The sequence below is a fragment of the Pseudoalteromonas sp. APC 3694 genome (assembly GCF_030407565.1).
GTDB classification, from domain to species: Bacteria; Pseudomonadota; Gammaproteobacteria; order Enterobacterales; family Alteromonadaceae; genus Pseudoalteromonas; species Pseudoalteromonas tetraodonis.
This window is the reverse complement of sequence record NZ_JASDDE010000141.1, coordinates 258-686: the sequence shown is the minus strand read 5'-3', so window position 1 is coordinate 686 and position 429 is coordinate 258. Positions and strand designations below refer to the sequence as shown.

The window sequence follows — 429 nt, the reverse complement described above, 5'->3', positions numbered from 1 at the left end:
GTACGACTGTAGCTCAGTTGGTTAGAGCACTACCTTGACATGGTAGGGGTCGGTGGTTCGAATCCACTCAGTCGTACCAAAATGAGTAAATGCTGTATTTAAAGTACGATAAAGGAAAAAGCACTACCTACTCTTGATCACCCGGTCCAGAAGTCGGTGGTTCGAATCCACTCAGTCGTACCAAATTTTTAAAGATTTAATTAAAGTACGTTGAAGGAAAAAGCACTACCTACTCTTGATCACCCGATCCAGGGGTCGGTGGTTCGAATCCACTCAGTCGTACCAAATTTTTAAAGATTTAATTAAAGTACGTTGAAAGAAAAAGCACTACCTACTCTTGATCACCCGGTCCAGAGGTATGTGGGTCGAATCTACTCAGTCGTACCAAATTTTTAAAGATTTAATTAAAGTACGTTGAAAGAAAAAGCA

At 40.6% G+C, this 429-nt stretch carries 1 tRNA gene; it reads left to right on the top strand.

Annotated elements, in window-relative coordinates:
• The first annotated feature begins 2 nt into the window (after positions 1–2).
• Positions 3–79: transfer RNA gene (locus tag QMA00_RS18895), tRNA-Val, on the top strand.
• The last annotated feature ends 350 nt before the right edge of the window (positions 80–429 follow it).